Origin of the sequence: Paeniroseomonas aquatica (genome assembly GCF_030409335.1) — a bacterium.
GTDB classification, from domain to species: Bacteria; Pseudomonadota; Alphaproteobacteria; order Acetobacterales; family Acetobacteraceae; genus Belnapia; species Belnapia aquatica.
In genome coordinates this window covers 1-13010 of sequence record NZ_JAUFPN010000183.1, presented here as the reverse complement: position 1 = coordinate 13010, position 13010 = coordinate 1, and the positions used below count along the sequence as shown (strand labels likewise).

15 protein-coding genes are annotated in these 13010 nt (G+C 68.9%); 6 read left to right on the top strand and 9 right to left on the bottom strand.

Going from position 1 to position 13010, the window contains the following annotated elements:
• Positions 1–40 precede the first annotated feature (40 nt).
• Positions 41–1363, bottom strand: a complete 1323-nt coding sequence (locus QWZ14_RS20915) for an aspartate aminotransferase family protein (RefSeq protein WP_290318865.1) — start codon at positions 1361–1363, stop codon at positions 41–43.
• A gap of 132 nt (positions 1364–1495) precedes the next feature.
• Between QWZ14_RS20915 and QWZ14_RS20910 the strand changes: the two genes are divergently transcribed.
• From QWZ14_RS20910 to QWZ14_RS20900, 3 genes are read left to right on the top strand one after another with little or no spacing between them, the layout of a single operon-like run.
• Positions 1496–2164 (top strand): glutathione S-transferase, encoded by a 669-nt coding sequence (locus QWZ14_RS20910; protein WP_290318804.1) that lies wholly within the window; start codon positions 1496–1498, stop codon positions 2162–2164.
• On the top strand, positions 2161–3066 hold the full coding sequence (locus tag QWZ14_RS20905; RefSeq protein WP_290318803.1) for a VOC family protein: 906 nt from the start codon (positions 2161–2163) through the stop codon (positions 3064–3066). Before QWZ14_RS20910 ends, QWZ14_RS20905 begins: the two co-directional genes overlap by 4 nt.
• Positions 3063–3806 carry an FkbM family methyltransferase gene (locus QWZ14_RS20900; protein ID WP_290318802.1) on the top strand — a complete coding sequence of 248 codons (744 nt, stop codon included), beginning with the start codon at positions 3063–3065 and terminating at the stop codon, positions 3804–3806. The genes QWZ14_RS20905 and QWZ14_RS20900 overlap by 4 nt, the downstream gene beginning before the upstream one ends.
• 8 nt (positions 3807–3814) lie before the next feature.
• Here QWZ14_RS20900 and QWZ14_RS20895 read toward each other — a convergent pair whose 3' ends face one another.
• Together QWZ14_RS20895 and QWZ14_RS20890 are read right to left on the bottom strand one after the other, a co-directional pair.
• A complete protein-coding gene (locus tag QWZ14_RS20895) occupies positions 3815–4540 on the bottom strand; it encodes an aspartate/glutamate racemase family protein (RefSeq protein ID WP_290318801.1) in 726 nt (241 codons plus the stop codon).
• A 61-nt stretch (positions 4541–4601) separates the two neighbouring features.
• On the bottom strand, positions 4602–4979 hold the full coding sequence (locus tag QWZ14_RS20890) for a hypothetical protein (RefSeq protein WP_290318800.1): 378 nt from the start codon (positions 4977–4979) through the stop codon (positions 4602–4604).
• A 234-nt stretch (positions 4980–5213) separates the two neighbouring features.
• On the opposite strand from QWZ14_RS20890, the gene QWZ14_RS20885 reads away from it, so the two are divergent.
• Entirely contained in the window at positions 5214–5636 is a 423-nt protein-coding gene (locus QWZ14_RS20885; RefSeq protein ID WP_290318799.1) for a DUF3775 domain-containing protein, read from the top strand.
• Here the strand turns inward: QWZ14_RS20885 and QWZ14_RS20880 are convergent, their stop codons facing one another.
• From QWZ14_RS20880 to QWZ14_RS20860, 5 genes are all read right to left on the bottom strand, one after another.
• Complete coding sequence (locus tag QWZ14_RS20880) at positions 5637–6371, bottom strand: DUF1194 domain-containing protein (protein ID WP_290318798.1); 735 nt, start codon at positions 6369–6371, stop codon at positions 5637–5639.
• 75 nt (positions 6372–6446) lie between these two features.
• Positions 6447–7610, bottom strand: a complete 1164-nt coding sequence (locus QWZ14_RS20875) for a DegT/DnrJ/EryC1/StrS family aminotransferase (protein ID WP_290318797.1) — start codon at positions 7608–7610, stop codon at positions 6447–6449.
• A 65-nt stretch (positions 7611–7675) separates the two neighbouring features.
• Entirely contained in the window at positions 7676–8371 is a 696-nt protein-coding gene (locus QWZ14_RS20870) for a transposase (RefSeq protein ID WP_290318796.1), read from the bottom strand.
• Positions 8372–8501: 130 nt separating this feature from the next.
• Positions 8502–9851 (bottom strand): oligosaccharide flippase family protein, encoded by a 1350-nt coding sequence (locus QWZ14_RS20865; protein WP_408903734.1) that lies wholly within the window; start codon positions 9849–9851, stop codon positions 8502–8504.
• 302 nt (positions 9852–10153) lie between these two features.
• Positions 10154–10324, bottom strand: a complete 171-nt coding sequence (locus tag QWZ14_RS20860; protein ID WP_290318794.1) for a hypothetical protein — start codon at positions 10322–10324, stop codon at positions 10154–10156.
• Here QWZ14_RS20860 and QWZ14_RS32105 point away from each other — a divergent pair.
• Positions 10280–10492 carry a hypothetical protein gene (locus QWZ14_RS32105; RefSeq protein ID WP_377753343.1) on the top strand — a complete coding sequence of 71 codons (213 nt, stop codon included), beginning with the start codon at positions 10280–10282 and terminating at the stop codon, positions 10490–10492. The two genes, QWZ14_RS20860 and QWZ14_RS32105, sit on opposite strands and share 45 nt — an antisense overlap.
• A gap of 74 nt (positions 10493–10566) precedes the next feature.
• On the opposite strand, the gene QWZ14_RS20855 is transcribed toward QWZ14_RS32105, so the two are convergent.
• Positions 10567–11256 (bottom strand): acyltransferase family protein, encoded by a 690-nt coding sequence (locus QWZ14_RS20855; RefSeq protein ID WP_290318793.1) that lies wholly within the window; start codon positions 11254–11256, stop codon positions 10567–10569.
• A gap of 380 nt (positions 11257–11636) precedes the next feature.
• Here QWZ14_RS20855 and QWZ14_RS20850 point away from each other — a divergent pair, with 380 nt between their 5' ends.
• Complete coding sequence (locus tag QWZ14_RS20850; protein ID WP_290318792.1) at positions 11637–12998, top strand: FAD-dependent oxidoreductase; 1362 nt, start codon at positions 11637–11639, stop codon at positions 12996–12998.
• The last annotated feature ends 12 nt before the right edge of the window (positions 12999–13010 follow it).

Genomic DNA, 13010 nt, shown 5'->3' with positions numbered 1-13010 from the left:
GGAAGGGGCCGCCGCGCCCCGGTGCGGCGGCCCCGGCGCCTCAGGCCGCCTCGGCGCGGATCGCCTCGCCGAGGGTGCCGTAGAGCCGGTCGATGTGCTTCGGCTCGATGATCAGCGGCGGCGAGAGGGCGATGATGTCGCCGGTGACCCGGATCAGCACACCGGCATCGAAGCAGCGGCGGAAGACCTCCATCGCCCGGTGCCCCGGCTTGCCGGCGCGCGGCGCCAGCTCGATGCCGGCGATCAGCCCGTAGTCGCGGATGTCGATGACGTTCGGCAGGTCGCGCAGGCTATGGGTCGCCTCCTGCCACAGCGGCTCGATGGCCCGCGCCCGGCCGGGCAGGTCCTCCTCGCGGTGCAGCTCCATGGTGGCGATGGCGGCGGCGGCGGCCAGCGGATGCCCCGAATAGGTATAGCCGTGGAACAGCTCGATGCCCCCGGGCGCCCCCTCCACGATGGCGTCGTAGACCCCGTTCCGCACCGCGACCGCGCCCATCGGCACCGCGGCATTGGTCAGCCCCTTGGCCATGGTCATGATGTCCGGGGTCACGCCCAGCCGCTCGGCGCCGAAATTGGTGCCGATGCGGCCGAAGCCGGTGATGACCTCGTCGAAAATGAGCAGGATGCCGTGCTTGGTGCAGAGCGCCCGCAGCCGTTCCAGATAGCCCCTGGGCGGCACCAGCACGCCGGTCGAGCCCGCGATCGGCTCGACCATGACGGCGGCGATGGTCTCGGCGCCGTGCAGCGCGACCAGGTTCTCCAGCGCGTCGGCGAGATGGGCGCCTTCCTCCGGCATCCCGCGGGCGAAGCGGTTGGCCTCGATCCCATGGGTATGCGGCAGGTGGTCCACATAGGGCAGCAGGGCGCCGAACTGCTTGCGGTTGCCGCCGATGCCGCCGACCGACATGCCGCCGAAGCCGACCCCGTGGTAGCCCCGCTCCCGCCCGATGAGGCGGACGCGGCTGCTCTCGCCGCGGGCCTTGTGGTAGGCGAGGGCGATCTTCAGCGCGGTGTCGGCGCTCTCGGACCCGGAGTTGGTGAAGAAGACCTTGTCCATGCCGTCGGGCGTCAGCTCGGCGATCCGCGCCGCGGCCTCGAAGGCGATGGGGTGGCCGAGCTGGAAGGTCGGGGCGTAGTCGAGGATGGCGGCCTGCTTCTGGATCGCCTCCTTGATCTGCACCCGGCCATGCCCGGCGTTGCAGCACCAGAGGCCCGCGGTGCCGTCCAGGATCTCGGCCCCATCGGCGGTGAAGTAGGACATGCCCTCGGCCCGCGCGATCATTCGCGGATTGGCCTTGAAGTACTTGTTGTCGGAATAGGGCATCCAGTACGCGTCCAGGTTATTGGGACGCGGCACGTTCATCTCGTTCATCGCGGGGCTCCGGCCGATGCCCTAAAAAACACCCGCAGGCCGCGGGGGGCAAGCGGGCGGTGCCCCGGCGGGCGGGGCGTGATAGGGAAATCGCCGCAACCTTCGCCCCGGAAGCCCCGAGCCATGCCTGACGGACGCCTTTTCATCGGCAGCAAGCGCTATTCCTCCTGGAGCCTGCGCGGCTGGCTGGCCGTCCACCTGGCGGGCCTGGACGTGGAGGAAGTGGTGCTGGAGATGGGCGAGGGCCCGTCCCCGGCGATCCGGGCGGCGACCCCGGCGGGCCTCGTCCCCTATCTCGAGCATCGCGGGGTGAAGGTCTGGGAGACCATCGCCATCGCCGAATACTGCGCCGAGCAGGCTCCCGGCCTCTGGCCGGCCGATCCCGCCCGCCGCGCCCATGCCCGGGCGATCGCGGCCGAGATGCATGCGGGCTTCCGCGGGCTGCGGGTGGCCATGCCGATGAACCTCGGCCGGGACTTCGCCGGCGGCGGCCGCAGCCCCGAGGCGCTGGCCGATATCGCCCGGATCGAGGCCATCTGGCGGGAGGCGATCTCCCTTTCCGGCGGCCCCTTCCTCTGCGGCGCCGCCTTCACCCTGGCGGATGCCATGTACGCCCCGGTGGTGACGCGCTTCCTCACCTGGGCGCCGGAGCTGGCGGCGGAGACCCGTGCCTACATGGCCGCCGTCCGCGCGCATCCGCTGCTCGCGCGCTGGTACGCCGAGGCCGCGGCCGAGCCCGCCGCCTGGCGGCTCGACAAGTACGAGAACCCGCCGGGGGCGCCCCGCGCATGACCACCGCCGTCGCCCTGGACCACGTCGGCGTCGCCGCCCGCGACCTCGGGCCGCTGACCGCCGCCTATGAGCGGCTCGGCTTCGCCCTCTCGCCCGTCGCCCAGCAGTCCGGCCGGCGGAGCCCCGATGGGCCGGTGGAGCTCTTCGGCAGCGGCAACCGCTGCGCCTTCCTCCGGCACGGCTACATCGAACTCATCGCCATCCTCGATGCCGGGCGCTTCGCCAACGGGCTGGACGGCTTCCTCGCCCGCTATGCCGGCCTCCACATCATCGCCCTCGCCATGGAGGACGAGGCCGCCAACCTCGCCCGCCTGCGCCAGGCCGGCATCCCCATCCCCGGCATCTCCATGCTCGAACGCCCGGTCGAGGCCGGCGGCCCGACCGCCCGCTTCGCCCGCCTGCCGCTGCCGGATGCGCCGGAGGGCCGGCTGCAGCTGATCCGCCACCTGACCGCGGAGCTGGTCTGGGACCCCCGCTGGATGGGCCACCGCAACGGCGCCGTGGCGCTGGAATCGGTCATCCTCGCCAGCGACACCCCGGCCGAGACCGCCGCCCGCCTCTCCCGCCTCGCCGGCCTGCCGCTGGAGCCGGACCCGGCCGGCGGCTACCTGCTGGCGCTGCCCGGCCTCGCCGGCGCCGCCGGGCCGGAGGCGCCGCTGCTGCCGACCAGCCTCCGGATCCTGCCCGCCGAGGCGCTGCCCGCCGTGCTGCCGGGGGTGCGGGCGCCGGCCTCGCCCTGCATCGCCGGGATGGTGGTCCGCACCGGGGATGCCAATGCCGCCGTCACCGCCCTGCTGGCCGCCGAGGGGATTCCCGCCCTGCCGGCCCCCGGGCTCTGGGGCGAGGGGCTGCTGGTGCCGCCGGAGCATGCCGGCGGCGCCGCGCTGGTCTTCGCCGCGTGAGGACGGCCATCGGGCAGAGCCTGCGGACCTACTACGCCCCGGGCCGGGCGGCGGCGCTGGATGCCTTCCACCGCCGCTTCCTCGGCCCCGGCGAGCTGGCCTTCGACATCGGCGCCCATGTCGGCGACCGCAGCGCCAGCTTCCGCCGGCTGGGCGCCCGGGTGGTGGCGGTCGAGCCGCAGCCGCGGCTGGCCCGGGCGCTGCGGCTGATGTTCGGCCGCGACCCCGGCGTCACCCGCATCGCCGCCCTGGTCGGCGCCGGCGCCGGGGAGGCGGTGCTGCGGCTGAATACCGCCAACCCCACCGTGGCGACGGCGAGCCCGGCGTTCATCGCCGCCGCCGATGGCGCCCCGGGCTGGGAGGGCCAGCGCTGGGACGCCGCGCTGGTCCTGCCGGTGGTGACGCTGGATGCGCTGGCGGCGGCGCATGGCCCGCCGGAGTTCATCAAGATCGACGTCGAGGGCTACGAGGCGGCGGCGCTGGCCGGGCTCTCGGCGGCGCCGCGGGCCCTGTCCTTCGAGTTCACCACCATCCAGCGCGGCGTGGCGCGGGACTGCCTCGAGCGCCTGGCGGCGCTGGGCTACCGGCACTTCAACGCCTGCCTCGGCGAGGGCATGGAATTCGCCCATGCCGGCCCGCTGGCCGCCGCCGCCATGGCGGAGTGGATCGCCGGCCTGGCCGCAGCGGCCAACAGCGGCGACGTCTATGCCAGCTTGGAGCCGGCGCGGATCACCGGCTGAAGCCGGCCTCAGCCGCCGTAGAGCCTGGTGACCTCGGGCGCATAGCCGGTCAGCGGCCGGGCGCGCCGGCGCTGGTCCAGGGGCGCCAGGCCGGCGAGCGCCACGGCGAGCCGCACCGCCGCCTGGGTGCCATCGACCAGCGGCACCGCCACATGCGGCTGCAGCAGCGGCGCCATCCCGGCCAGCGGGCCGCCGGCCAGGATCAGCACCTCCGCGCCATCCTGCTCCACCGCCTCACGGCAGAGGCCTATCAGCAGCGCGCGGCGGTCCTCGGCGACGGTGCCGGGGTCGCCGCTGAAGGCCGGGCCCATGCGGAAGCCGCAGCAGCGCGACCGCAGGCCGTGGTGGTCGAGGCATTCCTCGAACATCGGCCGCAGCGCCGCGGTGAAGCTGACCACGGCGAAGCGGCGGCCGAGCATGCAGGCGGCATGGAAGGCGGCCTCCGAGATGCCGAGCACCGGGACATCCAGCAATTCCTTGGCCGCATCCAGGCCGGGGTCGCCGAAGCAGGCGATGACCGCGGCATCGTAGCCGCCGCGCCGGGTGGCCAGCGCCGCCAGCGTCGCCGGCCCGGCGACCAGCCAATCCGCGCGGGTGACGATCAGCGGCAGGCCGAAGGGGGCGGAGACGCAGTCGATGACGACGCCGGGCGGCGCCACGGCCCGGGCGGCGGTGGCGATGCGAGCGGTGACGCTCTCGGTGGTGTTGCTGTTGACGACGAGGATGCGGGTCATGCAGCGGCCTCTCTGGGTCCGCCAGCATGGCGCGGACCGCGCCGGTGCGGTACCGGCCGCCTCAGCTGCGGCGGAGCGGCCCGACCGCCAGCCAGCCCGTGCCCACCGGCACGGCGATCAGCGGCGTGCTGGAGCAGGTGAAATAGGCCTGGCTGAGGCTCGGCTGCGGATCCGCCTGCGGGGGGGCAGGCGGGGCCCGTCGCGCGGCCCCGGCGTGCTGGCGCCGCGCGCGGCGCTGGGCCGTCGGCCGGTGGGCGGCAACCGTATTGAACAGCGCCGCCGTGGTGGGCGCCGCGCCGCAGCCGAAACTCGGGGCGACCAGGGCGGGGGCCTGGACGTCCAGCTGAGGCTCGCCGGCGCCGGCGGGGAGCGCCACGCCGAGGGCGAGGCCGACCGCGCCGAGGGTTCGGCAAAACCAATTTCCGCGATGAAAATCCATAGCTTGCGGCCTTTCATTGGGGGGAAGTCTGAAGATGCCGTCTGCAGCGAACGTCGATGCGAATGGGGTGTTCCATGCCACTGCCGTGTGTCACGGGCCTGGGATGCGCGGTCCGGACCGGCGGTCGGGCGGGGAACCCGTGCCGTTCCGGTGGCTTATGCGCGGCGCGGCCGATGGGTTAGAGTGCCGCAAGCCGCCTGAATCCGCGGCCGGCTGTAGGGGGAGCACGAGGCCATGGCACCACTGACCGACGACGATGATGTCGATCTGGGCATCAGCCTGGAGACCGTGGCCACCATCGTGGACCATGCCCGGGCCATCCAGGGCCTGGAGGAAGGCGACCCGGAGCAGCTCGACGAGGACGACGACAGCGAGGCCGCGCTGCTCCAGGACGACCCGGACGACATGACCGAGGAAACCCTGGTCGCCTTCATCGAGGGGCTGAACCAGGACGAGCAGGCCGCGCTGATTGCGCTCGCCTGGACGGGACGGGGCGACTACACGCCGGACGAATGGGACGAGGCGCTGCGCCTGGCGCATGAGCGCAACGAGGGCGGTGGCACCGGGCAGTACCTGGTCGGCATGGACATGCTCGGCGACATGCTGGCCGAGGGCGTGGCGGCCTTCGGGCTGTCGATCGAGGATGTCGAGCGCTAGTCATCCGGCCGCCGGCCCCGGCATCCCGGCGATCTCGCGGATCAGCTTGCGCTTCACCGCCAGGCCGAAGCTGAGGAAATCCTCGGCGACGATGACGAAGGCGCCGGGGCCGCCGATGACGTTGTCCCGGTAGTAGTCGTCGAGCGGTACGCTGGGCATGCGGCCGTAGGTCGGGCGGTCGTTCACGATGGGCAGGCCGTTGATGGTGATGCCCTCGGCCACCACGCGGTCGCGGGCGATATCCACCGGGCCGCCGCTGTTGTTCACCCCGTCGCCCGAGACGTCGATGACCCGGCGCGTCGCCTCGAAGGGGGCGTCGGCCAGGACCTTCAGCGAGAAGTCGAGCGCCCCCGAGATCGAGGTCCAGGAGAGCGAGGCGCGCGGCGCCTCGGCCAGCCGCTCCGCCCAGGCCGCGGCATCCGCGGCGCCGGCGATGCGAAGCCAGGGCAGGACCAAGCGCTGGTACTCCGCGCCGGCCCATTCGACATAGGCGAGGCCCACCGCGCCGATCATGCCGCCGCGAATCGCCTCGACCACCGCCGGGTCGGCGACGGCGCTGCGATAGCCCTCCCGTTGCAGCCGCGCCTCGTCCTCGTCGACCGAGCGGGAGACGTCGACGGCGAGCACCAGCAGGACATCGACCGGCTCCCCGGCGGCGCGGGCCGGGCCGGCGGCGAGGGCCGCCGCGGCCGCGGCGAGGAGGGGGCGGCGGCGGTGGCGAAGGGGCTGCGGCACGCCTGGAGCCTCCATGACCCGAAGCGGCCATGGAAGCGCGCCGTGGCCCCCGGGTTCAAGAGCGAACCACGGCGATCACGGCGATGACAGCCCGGCCAGCACCGCGGCGGCGACCCGGGCGACATCCGCCTCGCCGAGGTAGGGGTGCATCGGCAGCGACAGCACCTGGTCGCAGAGCCGTTCCGAGACCGGCAGCGGCGGCGGGCCGCCGGCGATGCCGCCGGCATGGGCGGCGGCATAGGCGGGCTGGTGGTGCAGCGGCTTCGGGTAGTAGATCGCGCCCGGCACCCCGGCGGCCTGCATGGCGGCCTGGACGCGGCCGCGGGTGGCGGCATCGGGCAGGGCGATGGTGTAGATGCCCCAGGCGCTGGTCGCGCCCTCGGCCACCTGCGGGGTGCGGAGGTGGCCGGCGAGCGCCGCCTCGTACCAGGCGGCGGCCCGGGCGCGGGCCTTCAGCTCCCCCTCCAGCAGCGGCAGCTTGGCCAGCAGGATGGCGGCCTGGATGCTGTCCAGGCGGCCGTTCATGCCGGTGCGCTGGACCTCGTAGCGGGTCTTGCCCTCTCCGTGCGTGCGGAGCGAGCGGTACAGCTCGGCGCGGGCCGGGTCGTCGGTGACGATGGCGCCGCCGTCGCCGTAGCAGCCCAGCGTCTTGGTCGGGTAGAAGCTGCAGGCCGTCGCATGGCCATGGGTGCCGAGGCGGCGGTTGCCCAGCGCCCCGCCGAAGGCCTGGGCGGCGTCGTCGAGCGCGAACATGCCGTGCTTCGCGCAGAGCGCCTCGATCGCCGGCCAGTCGGCGGGCAGGCCGTAGAGGTCGACGCCGATGACGGCGCGGGGGCGGAGGCGGCCTTCCCGCTGCACCAGCGCCAGCCGGCGCTCGAGGTCGGCGAGGTCGATGTTGTAGCTGCCGGGATCGACGTCGACGAAGATCGGCGTGGCGCCGAGGACGAGGGGGACCTCGGCCGTCGCCGTGTAGGTGAAGGCCGGCAGGAAGACGGCGTCGCCCGGGCCGATGCCCTCCGCCATCATGGCGATCTGCAGCGCATCGGTGCCGGAGGAGACGCCGACGGCGTGCCTGGCGCCGCAGAAGGCGGCCAGCCGTTCTTCCAGCGCATCCACCTCCGGCCCCTGGATGAAGCGGCCGTGGTCGAGGATGCGGGCGATGCCGGCGTCGATCTCGGCCCGGATGAGGGACTGCTGGGCCTTCATGTCGAAGAAGGCGATGGGGCGCGGTGCGTTCATCGCGCGGTTCTAGGCGCAAGCGGCCTGCGGGCAAAATCAAGCGGGGTTTCGCGCTGCAACATCGCTCAGGCCGGCTCCATCCAGCGGCTGAGGCGGCGGCGGCCGGCGGCGAAGCGGTGCAGCGCCGCCAGGCCGCGCAGCGCCCCGGGCGGCGGGCGCCAGCCGGGCTCGGCGACGACGCGGTCGAGGATGGCAGGGACGAGGGGCCAGAGGTGTTCGGACAAATCCGGGTCCGGCAGCAGGCAGCTCGGACCGGGCAGGGCCGAATGCAGCCCGGCGCGGCGGGCCAGCAGGATGGCGCGGAGCGTGCCCATGAGGCGGATGGCGCGGCGGTAGGCGCAGCAGACCAGATAGGTGAGGCGCCGCAGGACGGGGGCGGCGGTGGGGCAGGCGACCTCGACCAGCAGGCGGGCCCAGAGGTCGGCATGGGCCCAGCGGCGATAGGTGCGGCTGACGGTATCCGGCTTGCCGTGCCCTTCCGGGAGCTGGGACCAGCAGCCGCGGCCGCCCTTCGGGTGCTTCAGGGTGACGGCGCGGAAGATGGCGTCGAGCCGGGCGCGGGTGTCCTCCGGCGGGCGGCCGGGGCGGCGGGAGAGGCTGAGGCCGCAGTTCATGGCGGCCAGGAAGGGCGCGATGTGGTCCCATTCAGCGTCGGTGAGGGGCGCCCAGGGGGTGGGGGTGGTGAGGTTGGTCAGGGGGGCGAGGGAGATGCGGTGGATGAGGTCGGCGCGGGTTGGGAAGGTGGCGGGGAGGATGGGCATGGGTGGGGTGTCCGCGGCCGGGGGGGCGGAGTGTAGAGGAAAAATATCCTAATTTCAACCACGGTGGCATGACGGTCGGCCGTGGGCGGGAGGCCGGTGGCACCCCGGGGCGCCGGTCGGCGGAGATGCGCTACAGCGCGTTGAGCCGGAAGCGTTCCCCGAGCAGTGCCAGCGTCGCGCCATAGAGCGCCGCGCCCGCGGCCGAGACCGTCAGCAGTTCGGCGAGTGCCGGCAGCCCGGCCGGGCGGAGGGCGTAGCGCAGGAGGATGACACCGACGATCATGGCGGTGATCGCCACCGCGATCTTCCAGAGGCTCCGCAGCTGCTGCCGGATGCCGAGACCAAGGAGGCGGCGCACCACCAGGGCGTTGCAGCAGACCATGCTTGTGGAGACGAGGATCCTGGCCACGCAGGCCCCCGGGACCGCGGCGAGGAAGAATCCGACCGGCAGCAGCAGGCCCTTCAGGCCGAGATCGATGAGGTTCAGGCGGAAGATCGTCTTGGTCCGGTTCAGGGCCAGGCCGAGGGAATAGAGGCACTGGTAGTAGGGGACCGGCATCACCGACAGCACCAGGAGGCGCAGCAGCGGCGCCGCTTCCTGCCAGTTCGGCCCGAGCAGGGTTTCGATCAGCAGGTCGGCGGTGAGCGCGATGCCAATGCAGGCGGGCGTCGAGATCATCATCGTGAAGCGCATGGTCTTGACGAAGGCGAGCCGCAGCCGCTCGGGCTCCGCATTGATCCTGGCGAAGGCGGCCATGACCGGCTGCATGGCGGGACCGATCAGGCTTTGCGTCGGCAGGACGGCCAGGTCGTTGGCGATCGCATAGCGGCCGAGCCATTCCTTGCCGGCGAGGACGCCGACCAGGAACCGGTCGCCCTGCCAGTTCAGCGCAGCGACGGTCTGCGACAGGCTGAGCCAGCCGACAAAGCCGGAGAAGTCTGACAGCCGGGCGAGGCTGATGGCCGGTCGGTAGGGCGAGACGATGTAGGAAATGCCGACGGCCGCGACCGAGGTCACCAAATAATTCGCCACAATGGCCCAGTACATGCCGCCGTTCAGGACGACGAGTATCGCCGCCGTCATACCGAAGAGCTTGCCGGATACCTCGATGATCACGGTTTGGGAGTACCGGAGATCCCGCAGGAAGTGGGTCATGGTCGGGCTGACCAAGCCGCGCACGGCCGGCCCGGCCGCCATGAACGCCACGATCAGGGCGAGGTGCGGGTCGCCGTTGAGCATCGCAAAGGGCCAGGCCAGGGCGAGGATGACCGTCGTCAGGAGGCAGCTCCGCAGGATGCCGATGGTGAAGCCGGTATCGAGGTGCGACTTGTCGATGTGCTTGAGCCGTATGAGCGCCTGGGTGACCGGGACTTCCAGCACCATGTCGATGGTGGCGACGAGCGTCATGGCCAGGGCGGCAATGCCGAAGTCGGCGGGGGTGAGAAGCCTGGCGAGGACGAGCAGCGTGAGAAAGTCGATGAGCCGGCCGATCAGGCGCGACAGCGCAAGGAACATTGCGCCTCTGACGGTCTTGACGGTTAGCATCCAAACTCCCGGGTGTGACGGCACTGACGATGGCTCAGTCAGGGCCCGTCGGCGGGCCTGGCGCCGCCCTCATATCATGGGGCGGCGGACTGCGGGCCGCGTGCGGTCGGGGTTCGAAAAATCCTCTGTGAGACGGCGGCGCGGGACGAAGCGCCCGATCGCCCCCGGCCGCGGCTGGCTGAGCGGCACCGGCGATCCGCATGGCGGATCAGGCCGGATGGCGCCTTTGAAGCGCATCACGACCTGCCGGACTGCAACCACCTTCCGGTCAGGTATCTGCGCAACGGGCGATCGTAGTACCGATCCAGGACGAATGCGCTGACGATGCAGGTCAGCACCACGAGCGCGGATATCATGGTGACGTGGTTGCCGATGTCGAACAGCTTCGCCAGGCCGGCTGCGAACATCAGCAACGGAACATGCACCACATAAAGCGGAAAGGAGATGTTGCCCAGAAAACTGAAACCTTAACTTTTGAACTCATGATCGGAGCAGGATGCAAAGAACACGATCGCCGGAAATACGACGACCACGGCAAGGATATCGAAAAGCGGGCTCAGGTCCGGTGCGAATAGGATGCCAATTAGTGCCAGGATGGGCAGTATGGCATATGGGGCAGGTTTATCGGTCAGGGCGCGGTGGCGCCATATCATGATCCCGGCAAGAAATCCAAACACCGCCCTGGACAGACCGCCGAGGTATGTCGGCCAGGTGGCTCCAAGGTCGGCCGTGCCATGAAAGAAGGTGAAAAACGCAAACGCCGCTGCCGAACAGAGCATGATAAAACCAAGGTGTGTGATCGGGCATTGAAAAGGGAGCGAGCCCAGAAAATATTGACCAGCATCTCGAGAGACAAAGACCAGAGAGGCGTATTGGAGGGAAAGATCGTATCCGTGGGTGCCGGAGTCATCCAGGGCTTTGGCAGAAGCAGAGCGTTGAACAGCGTTCCGGACAGGATATCACCAAAACTATACATCGAAGAGTTCTGCGAGGCATTCCTTAAGACGAAATACAGGCTTCCAAATAAAAGCCCAAATATGCTCAGCGGTAGGACCCTGATCAGCCTCAACTGAAGAAACGCGGTAAATCTCATGGTTGTCAGCTTGGCCTCATAGGCGTGGGCCATCACAAAGCCACTCAAGATAAAGAAGAAATCCACGGCCAAATAACCGTGTTGCGCGAGCGGAAGACCGATTATTGATAGGTGGAAAAGCATGACCCCGACGGCGGCAACGCCTCTTAAACCATCCAATATTTCATATCGGGCATGCACTATCATGATTTGTATTTGTCCGGACCAAAGGGTAGTGGTGACCCACTCGTAGGCCGTGCCGTTCAACGCCTTGCTGGCTGCAAGGCGTGGATTATGCCACCTAAAAGTGTAGACGTTGTGCAGTTTTCGCTTTAGAAGTTAAGGGGCATCGCTGCGTCCGAAGTTTTCTGTATCAGTTCTTACTGTACCATGTATAGGACATGATCGTGACCATCCTGCACGGCAGGCCACAGCAAGCCCGTCAAGCCGGGCTGCACCAGGGTGCTGGGTATGGCGCGCGGATATCCATACGGATGGCCAGCCGAGATGCAGGACAGGCAGTAACATCGTAGGCAGGCACTTCCTTAGCCTCAAAAACTCGGCAAGCCTGCTGGCTGTTCCTTTGGGGCGGCAGGCAGGAACGTCATTCGACCGAACCGGTCTCCATTAGGGAAGGATCTGCGCCCGTGTCTGCAACTGCTGCGACAAACAGATGCGATGCGATTGTGCTGGGCGCGGGGATTTCCGGATTGGTATCGGCCTCCGTGTTGTTGAATCAAGGCTGTTGCCGCGTGATCATTGTCGAAGAATATGCCCACGTCGGCGGCAATCACATCGACTGGTCTTCGGGCGATTACACATTCGATATCGGAAGCCTTATTTTTCAGGATGATTCGCCACTGCTGCAGCATTTCCCCGAACTGCTGGAGCATTATGTCCCGATCGAGCCAAGCTGGAGCAGGTTGATCCCGCAGGGGATCGTCACCGACTACCCGATCTCAGTGAAGGATGACATCCTGGCAGCGGGGCCCGTCGAGATCTCGAGAATACTCGGGTCGGTGTTGTATGCGCGGCTCTTCAGGCGCACCATGAGGAACGCCAAGGAATTCGCCCAATACTGGATCGGTGATCGACTCCTGCAGAGATCCGGACTCGACTCCTACATGACGCGGTTCTACGGCGTCCCCTCCGATCAAATCGGCATAGAACTTGCCCGGAAAAGAATGGGCTGGATCAGCGAACACAGCTCGCTCCGAGCCGTTCTGGCGCGCCTCGTACGGTCCAAGCCGTCCCCCCTGCCATCCAACCGTCAGCTTGCCCGTCCACGCGAGGGCTTCGGCAAACTCTATGGGATCGCCGCTGCGCAACTGGCCGCACGCGGAGCAACCATTGTCACAAGTGCCAGGATGCAGCGCCTCGAACGACGCAGCGATGGTTTCTGCCTCAGCCTGGACGATGGAGCCATCCTGGCCGATCGCGTCATTTCAACGATCCCGATCCCGAAGATCGAAGGCCTCTGCGGTCTACCAACATCAGACAACTTGCAGACGATTACACTGCTCACTTTGTATTTTAGCTTTTCCGGCGACCGTGGCTTCGCCGAATCGATACTCTATAATTTTTCTTACGAGGGCGCCTGGAAGCGCTTGACAGTCTACTCGGATTTCTATGGGCGTGCAGGTAATCGAGAATATTTTGCTGTCGAAGTAATTTCCACTCATATTAATGGCATAGTCGCCGATGCCGAGCAGGATTTTCGGAACCACGTGACCGCTAATCGGCTTTTCACCGGCGATCTCATTCTTGAGGGACACCAATTTCTCGAGAACGCCTACCCGATTTATCGAGGGCGGGCGGACCTGGAGGCATTGAAAGCCATCAAAGTGCTTAAAGACTGGGGGATTGAGTCATTTGGCCGTCATGGCGGCTTCAACTATCAACCCACGGCGCGTGTCTCCACCTTGGAGGCCGAAGCCGCGTTGCAACGCTCTGATGTCCGCCGTCAAGGTCACTTAGAGCATCTAACCTGGATTATGCGCGAAGGCTGACGGGCATGGTGC

Coding starts and splice junctions, on each gene's coding strand:
- QWZ14_RS20895 (WP_290318801.1), bottom strand. CDS start 4,540: ATGACCCGCATCCTCGTCGTCAACAGCAACACCACCGAGAGCGTCACC.
- QWZ14_RS20885 (WP_290318799.1), top strand. CDS start 5,214: ATGGCACCACTGACCGACGACGATGATGTCGATCTGGGCATCAGCCTG.
- QWZ14_RS20905 (WP_290318803.1), top strand. CDS start 2,161: ATGACCACCGCCGTCGCCCTGGACCACGTCGGCGTCGCCGCCCGCGAC.
- QWZ14_RS20910 (WP_290318804.1), top strand. CDS start 1,496: ATGCCTGACGGACGCCTTTTCATCGGCAGCAAGCGCTATTCCTCCTGG.
- QWZ14_RS20915 (WP_290318865.1), bottom strand. CDS start 1,363: ATGAACGTGCCGCGTCCCAATAACCTGGACGCGTACTGGATGCCCTAT.
- QWZ14_RS20890 (WP_290318800.1), bottom strand. CDS start 4,979: ATGGATTTTCATCGCGGAAATTGGTTTTGCCGAACCCTCGGCGCGGTC.
- QWZ14_RS20870 (WP_290318796.1), bottom strand. CDS start 8,371: ATGCCCATCCTCCCCGCCACCTTCCCAACCCGCGCCGACCTCATCCAC.
- QWZ14_RS20875 (WP_290318797.1), bottom strand. CDS start 7,610: ATGAACGCACCGCGCCCCATCGCCTTCTTCGACATGAAGGCCCAGCAG.
- QWZ14_RS20860 (WP_290318794.1), bottom strand. CDS start 10,324: ATGTTCGCAGCCGGCCTGGCGAAGCTGTTCGACATCGGCAACCACGTC.